This window comes from Paenibacillus cisolokensis, from assembly GCF_050481165.1.
GTDB classification, from domain to species: domain Bacteria; phylum Bacillota; class Bacilli; order Paenibacillales; family Paenibacillaceae; genus Paenibacillus_AH; species Paenibacillus_AH cisolokensis.
In genome coordinates this window covers 1-14,939 of record NZ_JBCNFP010000143.1, presented here as the reverse complement: position 1 = coordinate 14,939, position 14,939 = coordinate 1, and the positions used below count along the sequence as shown (strand labels likewise).

The 14,939-nt window shown below is 54.7% G+C and carries 12 protein-coding genes; 8 read left to right on the top strand and 4 right to left on the bottom strand.

All coding sequences use genetic code 11. The features are described from left to right. Positions 1-59: 59 nt before the first annotated feature. The gene (locus ABEV74_RS20450; protein WP_145977279.1) at positions 60-830 is read right to left on the bottom strand and encodes an AraC family transcriptional regulator; all 771 of its coding nucleotides are present in this window, start codon (positions 828-830) and stop codon (positions 60-62) included. A gap of 132 nt (positions 831-962) precedes the next feature. On the opposite strand from ABEV74_RS20450, the gene ABEV74_RS20445 reads away from it, so the two are divergent. The 3 genes from ABEV74_RS20445 (at position 963) to ABEV74_RS20435 (ending at position 5,922) form a co-directional block, all read left to right on the top strand. After that, entirely contained in the window at positions 963-1,784 is an 822-nt protein-coding gene (locus ABEV74_RS20445; RefSeq protein WP_430149078.1) for a phytanoyl-CoA dioxygenase family protein, read from the top strand. A 97-nt stretch (positions 1,785-1,881) separates the two neighbouring features. Then, positions 1,882-2,715, top strand: a complete 834-nt coding sequence (locus ABEV74_RS20440) for a phytanoyl-CoA dioxygenase family protein (protein ID WP_430149075.1) — start codon at positions 1,882-1,884, stop codon at positions 2,713-2,715. A 402-nt stretch (positions 2,716-3,117) separates the two neighbouring features. Beyond that, positions 3,118-5,922 (top strand): sensor histidine kinase, encoded by a 2,805-nt coding sequence (locus ABEV74_RS20435; RefSeq protein WP_430149073.1) that lies wholly within the window; start codon positions 3,118-3,120, stop codon positions 5,920-5,922. Here the strand turns inward: ABEV74_RS20435 and ABEV74_RS20430 are convergent. Continuing rightward, positions 5,823-7,001 carry an LLM class flavin-dependent oxidoreductase gene (locus ABEV74_RS20430; RefSeq protein ID WP_430149070.1) on the bottom strand — a complete coding sequence of 393 codons (1,179 nt, stop codon included), beginning with the start codon at positions 6,999-7,001 and terminating at the stop codon, positions 5,823-5,825. The genes ABEV74_RS20435 and ABEV74_RS20430 overlap by 100 nt on opposite strands. A gap of 226 nt (positions 7,002-7,227) precedes the next feature. Between ABEV74_RS20430 and ABEV74_RS20425 the strand changes: the two genes are divergently transcribed. Then, the gene (locus ABEV74_RS20425; RefSeq protein WP_430149067.1) at positions 7,228-8,028 is read left to right on the top strand and encodes a helix-turn-helix transcriptional regulator; all 801 of its coding nucleotides are present in this window, start codon (positions 7,228-7,230) and stop codon (positions 8,026-8,028) included. Between the two features lie 340 nt (positions 8,029-8,368). Then, positions 8,369-8,797 carry a hypothetical protein gene (locus ABEV74_RS20420; RefSeq protein ID WP_430149064.1) on the top strand — a complete coding sequence of 143 codons (429 nt, stop codon included), beginning with the start codon at positions 8,369-8,371 and terminating at the stop codon, positions 8,795-8,797. A 47-nt stretch (positions 8,798-8,844) separates the two neighbouring features. On the opposite strand, the gene ABEV74_RS20415 is transcribed toward ABEV74_RS20420, so the two are convergent. Further along, positions 8,845-10,146 (bottom strand): copper amine oxidase N-terminal domain-containing protein, encoded by a 1,302-nt coding sequence (locus ABEV74_RS20415; RefSeq protein WP_430149061.1) that lies wholly within the window; start codon positions 10,144-10,146, stop codon positions 8,845-8,847. Positions 10,147-10,400: 254 nt separating this feature from the next. Between ABEV74_RS20415 and ABEV74_RS20410 the strand changes: the two genes are divergently transcribed. Next, positions 10,401-12,116 carry an ATP-binding protein gene (locus ABEV74_RS20410; RefSeq protein WP_430149060.1) on the top strand — a complete coding sequence of 572 codons (1,716 nt, stop codon included), beginning with the start codon at positions 10,401-10,403 and terminating at the stop codon, positions 12,114-12,116. 1,214 nt (positions 12,117-13,330) lie between these two features. Here ABEV74_RS20410 and ABEV74_RS20405 read toward each other — a convergent pair. Further along, a complete protein-coding gene (locus ABEV74_RS20405) occupies positions 13,331-13,852 on the bottom strand; it encodes a hypothetical protein (protein WP_430149058.1) in 522 nt (173 codons plus the stop codon). Positions 13,853-14,066: 214 nt separating this feature from the next. Between ABEV74_RS20405 and ABEV74_RS20400 the strand changes: the two genes are divergently transcribed. After that, positions 14,067-14,354 (top strand): transposase, encoded by a 288-nt coding sequence (locus ABEV74_RS20400; protein WP_430149055.1) that lies wholly within the window; start codon positions 14,067-14,069, stop codon positions 14,352-14,354. Continuing rightward, on the top strand, positions 14,351-14,939 hold a 589-nt coding region (locus tag ABEV74_RS20395; RefSeq protein ID WP_430149144.1), incomplete at its 3' end, for an IS3 family transposase. The genes ABEV74_RS20400 and ABEV74_RS20395, both read left to right, overlap by 4 nt.

The following is a 14,939-nucleotide window of genomic DNA, read 5'->3' as shown; positions in this document are numbered from 1 at the left end:
CTTCGCGCAGCCGCGGAAAAGGGAGCGGGGCTGCTTTCATTTTCATGCGAACGGCCGTTTCAATAAGTCTGTATCCCCTTAATCCGGAATTGCAGCGGCGTCCTCCCGGTTTCCCGCTTGAACAGCTCGATGAACTGGGACGTCGTCGAGAACCCGCATTCCAGGCCGATCGCGCTAACGCTTGCGTTCGTGTTCAGCAGCATGTGCTTCGCTGCCTCCAATCGTTTGTTCAACACATAGCGGGAGGGCGACATGCCGGTCCGTTCCTTGAACAGATGGCGAAAGTGGTCGCTGCTGTAGCCCGACAATTCGGCCAGCGTCTGCATGTTGACCGGCTGGGTAAAGTTTTCGTCAAGGTAACGTCGCGCATAGAAAAGCTTCTCCGGCCGATTGTCCTCGGCGTCCAGATTGGCCAACCTTCCGATCAGCAAAATCGTCTCGTTCAGGAGCAAATCGACTCGATAATCATAGTGGCGTTTCTGCTCCAGAAGCTCTTCCTTCATGCTGAGCACAAGCCTCAGAATATCGCGCCGCTCTGAATCCGGCACCAAGCCATTGCGGAGCGGTACGGGAAAGTCGTCATACCGAAAACCGAAGAAGATGACGTCCGTCGCCTCGTCGTGCCGTTCGTCATGCATGAAATTCGGCCGTGTCACCGTCATGGTGTTCGGCGTGTACCGCAGCAACTCTCCGTCCAGATTCATCGTTCCTGTACCCGTTACATAGTATACGAGTTCGTAGCAGTTATGCTTGTGAAAGTCCACATAGCTGCCGGCATTCTCGGATTTGTAGTAGAAAAATTCAAGCTTGCCGTTCACGGTGTTCAGCACCTTTCGCCGGATCCTGATATTTTTACCACAGTTTATTATATTCCGTAAGCGTTGTCATCCCTAATATGATAAGTGTAAAGTCAATCCATCTGCGGGGAGTGAAGAACCATTCTCGACCAAAAGGAGATCGGCTTGAGCGAACAGGAAGTAGAACGGTATTGGGAAGACGGATTCCTCGTATTCGACAACGTCATAACGGACGAGGAGGTAGAGGAGCTCCGCGCGGCTTGCGAGCAGCCTCAGATTGTCGCTATGCGCACCCAGAAAGAATATGAATCCAGGACGGTTCACGCACTCGGCATTACATCCCGGCATCCCGCGTTTCTTAGGCTGGCCAAACACCCTGCCATCGTCGCCAAAATCCGGCCGCTGCTGGGTCCCCATATTCAGCTGCAGCACTCCAAGTTGGCAACGAAGCCGCCCACCAAGGGCGTCGGGGCGTTTCCGTGGCATCAGGACTATGCGTTCTATCCGCATACGAATACCGACCTGCTGTCGGTCATGGTTATGCTGGACGATGCCACTCCGGAGAACGGCTGCATGAAGATGGTAAGAGGCAGCCACAAGTTCGGCGTCCTGAATCATGAGAGAGACGGCCGATTCGTTTCGGAATGCCAGGATAACTCCTATTGGCACGATCCTTACGAGGTAGTCGATATTACGCCCAAAGCGGGCGGGATCAGCATCCACCATGCCCTTACGCTGCACGGCTCGGATGCCAACATCTCGGGCAGACCGCGCAGAGGTCTTGTTTTCTCATATCGGGCGGGTGATGCGCACCAGCTTGCGGACAACATTTACGACGACACGGGCCTGCTCATCTGCGGAAGCCGTCTCGGTGCCGTGCGCTGCGACGTCGGTCTTGTCCAATTGCCGAACCGTGGGGGACCTATTCCGTACGGAACGTCCTGGAACCAGGTCGGCAGCTTCGCAGAAGAAGAAAACAGGCGGTAGCGGGAACGAAGCGAAAGAACATGAGCGGTTATCGATTTCGAATCCGATCGCCGGATGCGAAAGATGAACAGCAAAATGCGTAAAAGGAGAAAATCGAATGATTCATAACGTTCATATGGACGAATTGCCGATCATGGATGACGAGTATGAGTTGACCCGGGAACAGATCGAGAGCTATCAAAAGGACGGCCATATCCTTCTTCGCAATGTGGCTTCGCAGACGGAAATACTGCAGTATGAACCGGTGATCAGCCAAATTGTCGAACAGAAGAATTACCATGACAAGCCTGTGTCGGAACGGGATACGTACGGCAAAGCATTTATTCAAATCGGCAATATATGGACAATGAGCGAAGCCGGAAAACGGTTTGTCCTGGCGAAGCGGTTTGCCAAAATTGCCGCAGACCTGATGGGCGTGAAGGGTGTCCGAATCTATCACGACCAGGCTCTGTATAAAGAACCGGGCGGCGGACACACGCCCTGGCACCAGGATCAAATCTACTGGCCGCTGGATTCCGACAAAACGATCACCCTGTGGATGCCGCTGGTCCCGATTTCCGAAGAAATGGGAACGATGACATTTGCGTCCGGGTCCCATCATTTGGGCTATATCAGCAAGCTCGCAATCTCCGACGAATCCCACAAGACTCTCGGGCAATTTATTGAAGTAAAGAAAATCCCCCAGGTCAACTACGGGGCCATGGACGCCGGGGATGCCACGTTCCATGCCGGATGGACGCTGCACAGCGCGCCGAGCAATCCGACGAATCGAACGCGCAAGGTCATGACGATCATTTATTATGCGGATGGCACCCGGGTGGCCGAACCGGACAGCAACGCCAGACGCAACGATCTCGCCGGGTGGCTGCCGGGCTGCAAAGCGGGCGATGTTGCCGTCAGTCCGCTCAACCCACTCGTATATCGGCGCTGAAGTTGCATAGCTCTCGTCCGAAAGGCGGGCTGCCGGGACCGTTTGCGAATACGGGGTGACTCCGGTCAACGCCTTATATCGAAGTGAAGATCCGATCGGGAAGAGAATGATGCGATATACTGTCTTTGGTACTTTGGCACATCGATTGAATTAACTTTAGCAGGCAACTGTGTGCACTTCAGTGTATACAGTTGCTTCGTTTTTTACCCAACTGCACTCCGCTCCAATCCGCCAGCGTGACAATAGAGGAGATTATTATAAAATGCCGAATTAATATCTACTTCATGTTGTACGGGTAGGAGACGCCTACCCGCATCTCCGCCGACCGCCAAAATGGAAGCGCTTCACTCTAAAAACCATCGAAACGCCGCGTAAAAATCGGAACCGTGGAGAGGTGTAAGCATGCATAAATCCGGTTTATACAGTCCCACGCTCGGCCGGATCGTCCTGCTGTCGGTAGCGCTCACGTTTGCCGTGCAGCTGGTGCTCTGTTACATCGGCTTAGTCTATACGAATTCGATCGACCAAAGTCTGAACGACAAACGCGCGGAAGCCATGCTTAGGCAGTACCAGCAAAACATGCTGGGCCAATTAAACAGCATTAACAATCTGATGCTGCTGTTTCAAACGCCGGAATTCAGCGATTTTTTTAAAAACTTTATGCGGCTTCGCGACGAGCGAGTCGTCCTTGCGGAGAAGGAGCAGCTGTTGAACAAGCTGGAGACGCTCCGACTTTCCTCTTACATGGTGGATGCGGTTTACTTCATCGGTGCCAACGTCAATCAGTTATCGTACCGCAAGCAGGCGGCATCCCCAGGGGTAGAGGAACTTCCGAATCTCCATATGGAGCTCCTTCATCATTCGAAGTTGGAAAATGTATTCCTCCCCGACCGCGATCAATTGATTGTGTATACGGAAGAGGATTTGATGCGGCGGTTCCGTACCGACAGCGAGCTGCTCAGTTCGGCCGACATCGCTGGGCTTCAGCGGTTTATGAAGGAGATCCAGGGCAGGGTGGTGATGACAAACGGCAATGCCAACGGCGTGTTTATCGTCATTGTACTGGAAGACGGCTTCTTCGGTCGGGCGATCCCCGAGCAGGATGTTGCGGGCTCCTTTTTCTCCGTTGCGAACGGGGAGCGAATCTTGTGGTCTACGGCGCCTGGGCCGTTCCCGGCGTACGTGCCGGAACTGTCCGAAGGGGAAACGATCACGGAGGGAACGACGTACCGGCATGCGGTCAAGGAGCTGTCGCCGTTCCGGCTCAGCGTGATCCACACGGTGCGGGAATACGGTCCGTACCGGTTCGACACGGAACTGCTGCTCAAGATGGCGGGGATATCGCTGCTGACGCTCCTTTTTTCACTGTTAATCAGTTTCGTCTATGTGAAAAGGGTGCTGCGGCCGTTCCGGATCATTTCCGCAAAGCTCAAAAACCAATCCGTAACGAACGGAAAAGAATTGGTGCTGCGGTCGCTGCCGGAAAATTTATTCCGCAAAGGGTTTCATTCGATTTCGATGCGCAACAAGTTCATTCTCGTGCTGCTCGCTGCCGTGAGCGTTCCATCTGTGGCCGACGGCCTCCTGTACGCCCGGCTGCTGAATCAGGACGTGCAGCGCAAGATGGAATCGTCCATGGAGGCTATTGCCGATTTCGCCGCCGTCAACGTACGCAACCGGGCGCGATTCATGGAGAACACGTTGAATGAGCTGTCCGTCAGCCGGCAGCTGCAGGGGCACCTGACGTCGGGGGTCCCGTTTCCGACGATCGGAAGCATGAAGACGATCAATTTGACCATGTTCCCGGGACTCAACGAAGTTTCCTATTTCGTCCTGTTGGACGAGTCGGGAAACAGCATTTATTCTTCGATCTACTCGAACAGCAGGGATATTTTCCAAACCGATCCGATTTTTTTTCGCAACGCAGAAGACGCCTATTGGATTTACAACTATAAGACCGTGTTCAATCAGCCGTCGGCCGCCGTCGTCAAGCGGCTCGAACTCGGGACGGCGGGTACAGCCGCGAATTACTTGCTGCTAGTCCCGAAAGACTCGCTGTTCGCCGATGTGGAAACGGGGCTCTTCGATGCTTCTTATCTCATATCCGCCGAAGGAGGGGAGACGCTCTATCGGTCGAAGCCGCCTGTCCGGTCCGATGCCAATGCGTCGGTAGCTTTTAGAAAGAGAATTCCGGATACGGACTGGCACATCTCCGTCGAATACGCGCTCACCGAAGTCATAGAAAAGAAAAAGATGCTGCATGACCAATATTTGCTGTGCATGCTGGTCGTATTGCTCGTTTCCGTCACTTGCGCGTTCGTCATCGCCAACCTGTTGGTCAAACCGATCAAACGGCTGAAGGATACGATGGCTGCCGTCGGCGTCGGGGATTTGAGCGCGCGCGTCGAGTACGAAGGCGACAACGAGATCGGAGACATTATCAAGAGCTATAACCGGATGATTGCCCGTCTGGAGCAGACGATCGGACAGAATATGCGGATGATGGAAGAGAATGCGCAAAACAAAATCCGGGAAAACGAACTGCGCTCGATGAAAACGCGTGCCGAACTTCAGATGCTGCAAGCCCAAATCAATCCGCATTTCCTGTACAATACGCTCGAATCGATCAATATGCGAAGCATGAAAAGCGGCAATCATGAGATCATCACCATTGTCGGCGCGCTTGCGGACCTGTTCCGGTACAGCATATCGAAAGGATCGGACGTCGTAGAGCTCGGGAAGGAGCTTTCGCATGCGGCGAATTATGTGACGATCCAGCAATTCCGGTTCGGACACAGCTTTGAGGCCCGATTCGACGTCCCCGACGAGCTGATGCGGGTGCGCGTATTGAAGCTCCTTCTTCAGCCCATCATCGAAAACTCGATTAAACATGGGTTTGCGGGTTGGGAGGAAGGCGGAATCATTCAGGTCACGGCCCGGATATCGGAGGGGCGTCTCACGCTCGAGGTGAGCGACAACGGAGTCGGCATGGACAGCGATGCGCTTCGCAGTCTGAGGGAGTCTCTTGATGGCGATTGGGACGAGCGAAATGAGGAGAAAAGAGGAATCGGACTCAAAAATGTGTTCTATAGGCTGAAATTGTATTATCAAGACGCCATGTCGATGGAAATCGAGAGCGCACTGATGAAAGGAACCGTCGTTCGGATAACGCTCCCGTTAGCCGTCGAGGCAGAGGAAAGGTGCTGATTCGATGTATATATTTCGGCTTCTTCAAGATGCGGATATCCGGACAAAATAAACGACGTAATGCCGGCCTCGACAAACTCGACAATGCGGTCGGACACCTGCTCGGGCGTGCCTACGAACGTCACGCCGCCGCCGCCGCGCACCGCCGACAGTCCGGACCACAGATTCGGGCCGATCAGATAATCCTTGTTTTTGGCGCCCGCGAACAGCTCCATTTGCCGTTTCTGGCCGACAGCGTCCGTGTTGGCATGGCGCTTTTCCCGTTCGTCGATCAGCTTGCGGTCGGCTTTGCTCAAAATGTTCCATGCTGCTTCCCACGCTTCGTCTTCCGACTCCCGCACCACAATTTGCGCGCGGATGCCGTAGCGCAGTTCGCGCTTGACGCCTTTTTCCGCCTCCACCTCGTCCAGATAGCGGCGCATTTCGGCGATTTGTTCGCGGATCCAGTCCACCGGCTCTGTCCACATCAGGTACACATCCGCCATTTCCGCCGCGACGCGCTTGCCCGCGGGCGAGCTGCCGCCGAAATACAGCGGCGGATACGGACGCTGCACTACAGACGGCTTGCAGACACCGCCTTCTATCCGGTAGTGCCGTCCCTCATAATGGAATCCGCCGGACTCCGCAGACGTTTGCCATACCCCTGTCAACACGTCCAGAAACTCTTTGGTGCGCGCGTAGCGCTCGTCATGGTCGCCGTAGAGCGGATCGCCCGTCGCTTTCAAGTCTTCCGGATAGTGGCCGGTTACGACATTGATCAGCGCTCGTCCGCCCGACATCTGGTCCAGCGTCGCCGCGATGCGGGCGGCAAGCCCCGGCGTCAGCAAACCGGGCCGCACGGCGACAAGCGGCTTCAGCCTGGTGGTCGATGCCGCCACCCAGGAGCCGACGATCCAGCCGTCCCAACAATCTCCTCCCGCCGGAATGAGTGCGAACTCGTATCCGGCCCGTTCGGCAGCCTGCGCAACCTGAACGAAATATTGCGGAGAAGGTTCCCGTTCCGGCTTGACGCCCAAATATCGGCCGTCCCCGTTTGTTGGAATAAACCAACCGAATTCGACTTTGGTTTGCTTTGCCATGTTTTCGAGCCCCTTTGTACGCGATGTTTCGTAATAATCGTGATTTCCCGAATTGCCATAACCAGATGTCTGGTATATAACCGATTAAAATGATAGGATTAATATTGATAATGATCATAGCAGGTCGCTTCCGTCGTCGTCTATGGCAATTCGTGGCGGAAATTGTTTGTCATTTTGTGGTTTTGCCATATCTTTCATTGCATGTAGATTCCTATGAGGTGGTCGTATGTTCAACAACATGAAAGAGGATCATCACGAACTGCTGGAAATCCACTATTTCACGCCGTCCGCTTTCGAGCGCGCGGGCGCGGCCTGGCCGATCCGGCTCGGCGCCAATATCGCCAAGCCCAACTATCATATCGGTCCGCGCATTACGCCATACTACTATCTGCTTTTTGTGGTTGAAGGGGAAGGGACGTTCATCCAGGGGAACCGGACGTACCGTCTGCGTCCGAACGACCTGTTTTGCCTGTTTCCAAAGGTGACGCACGAATATTATACAAACCCCCGCAAATTGCTCAAAAAAGTGTTCTTCGCTTTTGACGGCAAGCTTGCGCTGCAATTGCTGGAACGGATCGGGCTCGGGCCTTACCATTCGCATATTGAGAACGCGCTGACGGAAGATACGCTGGAGCTGATCGAGCAGTTTTTCAAGCTTGTCGAGACGGACACGCATTCCGATCTGGCGAGGCTGAGCATGTTTTACCGGATTCTGGGCTCCGTGACGGCCGCAACTTATGCAAACGGTGCGCGCGCCGAGGAGCCGCGGAATTGGTTGCAGAAAGGAAAGGACTATCTGGAAATTCACTATGCGGACGGGATTTCGATCGAGGGCGTGGCCGACTATGTCGGCGTCGAACGAACCTATTTTACCAAGCAGTTTACGCGGACATACGGGATGCCGCCGCTTAAATACTTGCAAAGCTTGAAGATGAACGAAGCGAAGCTGTTGATGGAGCAGACCGACTACAGGTTGGCCGAAATCGCGCAATCGGTAGGATATCCCGACCTGCCGTCTTTTTCGTAAGCGTTCAAAAAGTATACCGGCGTGACGCCTGCCGTATGGCGGCAGCGCGCGCATCATAAGGCCGACAAAAATAAAAAATGAAAGTAACGGCCATGCTTGAAAAAGCAAAGACAGCTGGCGATCGGCTATACGGTCTGAACATAACGTATATCGAAGGGGATGTGGACCGTCTCCGCGTATCGCAATAAAAAGCGGAACATTATATGTCCGGCATGCTGCATTTGGTCTGGTGTCTCCCCGCCGCTGACGGAAAAACCCCGCTCGAATGAAACTTTACCACGCCGGGTATTCTATACATGGAAAAAGCGGCCAGTGCCGCACTGAAGAAAGGGGAGCATCCATGTATCGAAAACTGCTCGTGTCCGCAATCGTTATTGCGCTGACGGCCGGCGGCGCATCGGCGCTCGCTGCGGTGCCGCAGGCAGCCGAGACGGCGCCGCAAGCTGCCGAGCAAGCGCCCGGGGCCGCCAAGCCGCCGCAGGCTGCAGAGCAGAAGCCTTCCTCCGCCGAACGGGAGCCGGACGCTGCGGACGGCAAGGTGCATAAGCAACGCAAGGAATGCGACAAAGACCGGGAAGCCAGAGAGATGGCGCGGCTGCAATACGTGGCCCGGTATTTCGGACTGCCGGTTGAGGGCAAGACGAAGGAACAGCTGCGCGAGGATATCCGCAAGGCGAAAGAAGCGAACAAGGACAAATGGGAAGAGCTGAAAAAAGAGCTGCGGAAAAAGCATCTCGAGAAGCTTCGGAACAACGCTTCCCGGTCGTGAACAAACGAAAGCGAAGGGGCTACCGCGGGCAGCCCCTTCTTCTATTATTATTGATCCGTACGGATCGTTACCGTTCTTTCCGCTGCGTTCCACTTGACTTCCGCTCCCAACGCTTCGCTTACGAAACGAAGCGGCACCATCGTCGTTTGGCGGATCGCCTGCGCCGGAACGGACAGTTCGACTTCCGCCCCGCCGACGAGCGCGTTTTTGCTTTTCAGCTTGAGCACGATTTGCGTGCCGTTTTTACCTGCGGTTACCGTTTGGGTCGCCGAATTCCACGTTATTTTGGCGCCCAGCCGCTCGAAGATCGCGCGCATCGGCACAAGCGTATTGCCATTGATGACGACGGGCGGCTGTTCGAACGATTGCAGCTCGCCGTCGATATAGACTCTGATTTCGTTCAGCGCCGGCACTCTTGCGGAGAGCGGCGGGAATTTGATTTCAAGCGGCCGGACGGTCAGCGTTCCGCCGAAAGACGACTGTCTCATCTCGTTCAGCTTCGTGATCGCGTTTTCGCGCTTCTCCAGAATGGTCGCGATCATGCTGTCGCGGATTTCCGTCAGTTGCCGTACCGAGCTGTCGCGGACGTTGTCGAGCTTGCGCTTCGTATCCGAACGGAATTGCTGCAGACTGGCCTGGGCGTCCCGGAATATTTGATCCATTTGTTTCTGGGCGGCGGCTTTCGTGATTTTCCCCTTGGCATAGCGCCACATCGTGCCGGCACTGTAGTTCTCGTTCGCCTCATTGCGCAATTTCCACATCGTGCTTGACGAGTAATGCGGATTGACCGTATTGCGGTACTTCCACATCGTACTCGTCGAGTAGTACGGATTCACTTCATTTTTGTATTTCCACATGACGCCCATCGAATAGCTTGGCGAAACGGCTTTGTCGAATTTCCAGTGCGCGCTCGAGGTGTAGGACTTGTTGGCCACCTTATAGTAGTCCCACATGACCCCTGGCGTATAGCTTGGGCTGAGCTGCCTCCTGTAGTCGTTCAGTTTTGCCCTGTAGTCCCGATTGTCTCCGTATGTGCGCTCCAGCTGTTCAAGATCCTCTTCGTACAAGTTCTCCAGGTATTTCTGGTCCTCCTCGATAATGCGTTCCAGCTCCTTCTGCTGTTCGGTTGCCGATTGCAGCAATGTTTCGAACTCCAGTGTCCGATGCTTGAGAGTTTCCAGGTACAGCTTTTCTTCCGCTTTCTCGATATTGGTATAGCGTTTCCAGATCGAATCCACGAATTTCGAGTCTGCGGCCGAAGCGGCAGCCGGCGCAAATACGGTGCCAATGAAGACGCTGGCGGCAAGCAAACTTCCCCAAATTTTCCGTTTCAGTACGTATTTCCTCATATAATTCCTCCTCTTCCATATAAAATTTTAATGTATCATATGTACATTTACGCGAAGAAAAGCTTTCAGGTCCACTTTTACCGGCAAATCTCCGCCGTTTGGAAAAAAATGAAACGTAAAACCTACCGGCATGTAGGAAAATGGATTCAAATATATCCTTCTTTTGGCGCAGTTCTTTGCCGTTTGGCGTCTTCCGACTCGTGGTATATAGTGAGCATCGGACTAATAAGAACCGGATTGGCAGAATCGGCTTTATGGTAAAATTTATGATCAGGCAGGTGATAGGCATGGTCGTGTTTGACGGTCCCATCAATATTTTGCTGGTCGACGACAATCCGGAAAATTTGCTGGCGCTTGAAGCGGTGCTTGGGGATTCGAACTATCGTCTCGTTAAATGCCTCTCCGGGGAAGAGGCGCTTCGCTGCTTGCGGTACGACGATTTCGCGGTTATCGTGCTCGATGTGCAGATGCCCGGCATGGACGGGTTCGAAACCGCCCGGCTGATCAAGTCGCATGAAAAAACGAAGGAAATTCCGATCATTTTCATCTCCGCGGCGGGCAACGACAACCGCCATCAGTTTACCGGCTACGCCGTGGGCGCGATTGATTACATGCTGAAGCCCTTCGACCCGCAAATATTGCGGACCAAGATCGAAGGGTTCGTCAGCATGTTCGTCAACAACAAGAAGCTGCAGCTGCAAAGCGAACTGCTCCATCAGAAGACGAAGGAACTGGAGCGAATCAACAAGGAACTGATGCGCACCGCCTACCAGCTGTCCAAGGCGGAAGCCCAGGCGCGGATCGTCAGCGGCACGTCGGTCGATACGATGATCACGTTCGATCAGGAAGGGCGAATCCTGTCCGTCAATCCGGCGCTGGAAACGATGTTCGGGTATACCGAAACCGAAGTGCTCGGCCGGTCGGTTACGATGCTCCTCCCTTCCCTGATGAGCGGAGATCTTATCCCGGCCAATATGGTCGGCGGCGCCGACGGTCCGTCCGGCGCTTCGATGCCGCTCGAAATCCGCCTTGCGCGCAAGGACGGCAGCGTCTTCGATGCGGAGATCAAGCTGGGCGGCACGATCGTCGACAACGAGCGGATATACGCCTGCACGGTCAGCGATATTACCCAGCGCAAGCAAAGCGAGATGGAGCTTGTCGCAGCCAAGGAGGAAGCGGAAATCGCGGCGCGCGCCAAAACCGATTTTCTGGCGATGGTCAGCCACGAAATCCGCACGCCGATGAACGGCGTCCTCGGCATGGCGGCCTTGCTGCTGGAAACCGATCTGGACGAGGAGCAGCGGGGATACGCGGAAATTATCAAGAATAGCGGCGACGCTTTGCTGTCGGTCATCAACGACATACTCGATTATGCCAAGATCGAGTCGGGCAAGATGGAGCTTGAAGAAGTGGAGTTTCATCTCGAGTCGTGCATGAATGAAGCGATCGATCTGTTCGTGGCGAAATCCAGAAAGCAAAATCTTGAGCTGAGCTATTCCATGGACCCGGCGCTGCCGGAATATGTCGTCGGCGACGTGACGAAGCTGCGCCAGGTGCTCATCAACCTGGTCGGCAACGCCGTCAAGTTTACGAACGAGGGCAGCGTTCACGTCCTCGTCCGCCCGGTTCGTTCCGACGGTGAAGCCGTCGAGCTGGAATTCGAAGTTCGCGATACGGGGGTCGGCATACCCGAGGAAAAAAGGCCGCTCCTCTTCCAGCCGTTCTCGCAGCTCGATTCTTCGATGACCCGCAAATACGGAGGCACCGGATTGGGGCTTGCCATATGCAAAAACCTGGTCGAGCTGATGCGCGGGCGGATCGAAGTGCGGAGCAACAAGCCTCGCGGAGCGGTATTCGCGTTCACGGTCCGCATGAAGACGCCGGACGGCCACGCTCGGGAACAGGCTGACGAGGCGTGCGGGTCCGGGCATCGTTTCCCCCCTCCTCCCTGCTCTTCCGGTACGACATAGCGGCTCGAATGCTGCAATCACCGTAACCATGCCCGGTTACGGTCCGGACGGAACCCCTCTTCTCCGCACGGATTCGCGCGGGACGCAAATTCGGTTGCGTCCCCTCCTGTCCCCTCCTCAAAACTTGTCACGCTTGTTCACGCCAGTCCGCATAGCTGGACAATGGGCGTTTTCAGTGTGTCGGATCGCATCTTCTAGATCCTTTGGGGGCAGGCATTCGCCGGGATTCTGCCCGGTTTCGACCTATTGCCTTGAGGGTATGACCGTAGTGCCTGTTGTTTGCAACGTGTTTGCAGATTGTCCGCCGCGCATACATGCCGGGTGCGGTTTCTGGTTGCAAGGGGCGGATTCGGCATACAGCGGCAGGACATACACCCTCGCCTTCTCTGCCACCGGGGTGGCGTTTGTGCCAGCCGCGCGGCCATTGTCAAGTCGTTGCTCCGGCAGCGCACTGGCACCCAAGCCGCGCCCACTGCTTTCTCATCTGCTTCCTCCGCCCCCAACTTGCCGCTGTTGTTTCGGCTTCGTTCCCGCCGAAGGTGGCATCGCGGTGGCATCTGCCGCCGCTTCGCCTTCCGGTTTCCCGGTTCCCTTCCCGACGAAAGCCGATTTACCTGTATACAGAGTACAGATGCCACCACAACACGAACGGTGGCATCTACAGTGGCACCCTTGTAGAAAAGGGACTCTACCCCTCTAAAATAGATCTACACGCCACCAGAGAGAATAAAAAAATTAAAAAATACAGCACTCTGTATCCAACAACAGGAGGCTGTATTTTTAAAAACGGTGGCACTCTGACCTTTTGAAAACGGTTGTGCCCCTTGCGGGAAAGGACGCCACCGGGGTGGCGCTGGGGTGGCGGCCAGGGAAGCCGGAAAAAAATTTCGAGCAGGCTGGGAACGAGAGCCGGAGCACGTGACGATGGGTGGCATCTTGGTGGCATTGGCAGCTGTAAACGATTACACCGGTTGGGAAGCCCGGATTCGCCTTGCGACGCAAGGTATCCCGCACGCCAGAGTGTATACCTGCGGCATGATCGCAGTTCTGACTGCACCAGTTTGCGGCGGCAGGTCTCAAGCGTGGTATTTACTCCTTGCCAACGGCTGGCTTTCCGGCAAACGGAAAGGCATTTCTCTTGCGCTCCAAATTGCCGGAGAAGATTTCGGTACGTCCCCGGCACCTGAAAGCCAAAGGAAGGCAAAGACAAATGCTTACACCACGCTTGTAGTTTCGGAAGTCGGAATTCCCTGCACGACATCGAATACACCGTCCGCAGCGATCTGTCCGGTGGCGTTCGGATTCATGACCGAACCCGTTTGTCGCGTGCCGCCGCTCGGTGCGCTAATGGTCCAAGTACAGGAACCGGAACTGCCGCCCGTGCCGGGGTCGGACCCGCCGGGATCCGGATCGCCGCCGCATTGGGGGAGGCTTGGATTTTGTTCACATGGGTCCCGTTGCGGTCTGTACTTGCCTATGACATCCACGCCGCCGAATGCCATGGTAAAGTCCCGTACTGCTACCTTGTCGTTGTCTGGGTTGTCGTCGCTGAGGTCTTGTTCCCATGAATCCCTTCCCGTAAGCTTCGATCTGAGCGTGGAATAGTAGATTTCCCACGTCTGTCCGTTGTATTCCATCGTTTCAGGGAACCGCACTTGCAAGGTAGTGCCAGCGGGGTAGTTGCCCAGTTCATCATCGGGTCGCATCGGCGTACCGTTCCAAGTCCAATACTTCACCGTGAGCGGATATCCTTCGCTTTTACCTTCGAATGTGAAGGCAACGTCAAAATACGATCGAAGGTCTTGTGGTACCCTCCAACCTTCTGCGTTGACTATACCTTGGAGCGTGTAAAATGGACCCTTACGGATAACAGGGTGATGCTAGACTAAATAGTGGACACCGAGAATCGAGAATGCAACAATAAACCTAGCAAAATCGAGGTGTCCGAAGATGAGTCAGAAATACGACAAAGAGTTTAAAATCCAAACCGTGAAAATGATTCAAGAACAGGGGAAGCCGGTGGCGCAGGCTGCTCGGGAATTGGGCGTGTCCGACAATACCCTGTACCGCTGGATCAACGAATTCAAACAGGATCCGGTCAACGCTTTTCGCGGCAGCGGCAATCTGAAAATGGAGGAAAAGACCTTCCTCGACATGCAGAAACGAATTCGCCAACTTGAGATGGAGAATGAGATTCTAAAAAAAGCGATGCACATCTTCGCAAAAGACCGGAACTGATCTTTTCGTTTATTCACAAGCACCGCTCCAAGTATCCGGTGTCGGAGATGTGCAGGATTTTGAATGTATCCCGGAGCGGTTATTATCAATGGACCCGGCGCAAGGAAAGTGAACGGAAAAAACGCCGCGAACGGTTAAAACAGCAAATTAGCCGCATCTTCCTGGAATCGCGCCGTCTGTATGGCAGTCCGAAGATCGCTCAAGTCTTGCGCCAGCAAGGGATGCGGGTGTCCGAGAAAACCGTCGCCCGCATCATGCAGGAGTTGGGGCTTAAGTCGCGCACCGTCCGAAAATACAAGGCGACGACGAACTCGAGGCACAACCTGCCAGTGCATGACAATGTGCTGAATCAGCAGTTCACAGCGCAAGCTCCCAACCAAGTCTGGATGGCGGACATCACGTACGTTCCGACAGACGAAGGATGGCTCTATGTCGCGAGCGTCATGGACTTGTACACGCGCAAAATCGTAGGCTGGCACGCTGATGAGCGGATGACCAAGGAACTGGTCTTGCAAGCTCTGGACCAGGCTTACAGCCGTCAGCGGCCCAAAGGTAAGGTTCTTCATCCTGAATTTCGAAAGCCCA

Excerpts from the sequence above, each read along its gene's own strand:
- ABEV74_RS20440 (WP_430149075.1), top strand. The coding sequence starts at position 1,882 with ATGATTCATAACGTTCATATGGACGAATTGCCGATCATGGATGACGAG.
- ABEV74_RS20435 (WP_430149073.1), top strand. The coding sequence starts at position 3,118 with ATGCATAAATCCGGTTTATACAGTCCCACGCTCGGCCGGATCGTCCTG.
- ABEV74_RS20430 (WP_430149070.1), bottom strand. The coding sequence starts at position 7,001 with ATGGCAAAGCAAACCAAAGTCGAATTCGGTTGGTTTATTCCAACAAAC.
- ABEV74_RS20425 (WP_430149067.1), top strand. The coding sequence starts at position 7,228 with ATGTTCAACAACATGAAAGAGGATCATCACGAACTGCTGGAAATCCAC.
- ABEV74_RS20420 (WP_430149064.1), top strand. The coding sequence starts at position 8,369 with ATGTATCGAAAACTGCTCGTGTCCGCAATCGTTATTGCGCTGACGGCC.
- ABEV74_RS20415 (WP_430149061.1), bottom strand. The coding sequence starts at position 10,146 with ATGAGGAAATACGTACTGAAACGGAAAATTTGGGGAAGTTTGCTTGCC.
- ABEV74_RS20410 (WP_430149060.1), top strand. The coding sequence starts at position 10,401 with ATGGTAAAATTTATGATCAGGCAGGTGATAGGCATGGTCGTGTTTGAC.
- ABEV74_RS20400 (WP_430149055.1), top strand. The coding sequence starts at position 14,067 with ATGAGTCAGAAATACGACAAAGAGTTTAAAATCCAAACCGTGAAAATG.